Raw genomic sequence first — 420 nt, forward strand, 5'->3', positions numbered from 1 at the left:
GATCTCGGCCTCCAGGCCCGCGACCACCACGGCCCCAGGACCGTTCACCACCGCGACGTCCACGTCCGGGAACGCGGCGAGGACGTCCGCCTCGGAAGCACCCACCGCGAGCATCGCCCCACCGGCGGGAAGGGCCTGCAGCAGTCGGCCCCGGGCCACGACCAACGCCGCCGCATCACCGAGCGACTGCACCCCGGCCACGTGCGCGGCAGCGATCTCACCGATCGAATGACCGACCAGCACGTCCGACCGCACACCCCAGTGCGACAGCAGCGCATGCAACGCAACCTCGACCGCGAACAGCGCCGGCTGCGCGTACCCGGTGCGGTGGATCAGCTCCTCGTCCGCCAGCACCTCCGCCAACGGCCGGTCCAGATAGGCATCCACGTGCAACGCCACCTGGTCGAAGGCATCCGCGAC

General features: G+C 71.4%; 1 protein-coding gene. It reads right to left on the reverse strand.

What is annotated here, in order from left to right:
• Nucleotides 1-420: acyltransferase domain-containing protein (locus PUR56_RS04540; RefSeq protein ID WP_329947936.1), on the reverse strand; the 420-nt coding region annotated here is incomplete at both ends.

Origin of the sequence: Streptomyces sp. BE303 (genome assembly GCF_036290945.1) — a bacterium.
Classification (GTDB): Bacteria; Actinomycetota; Actinomycetes; order Streptomycetales; family Streptomycetaceae; genus Kitasatospora.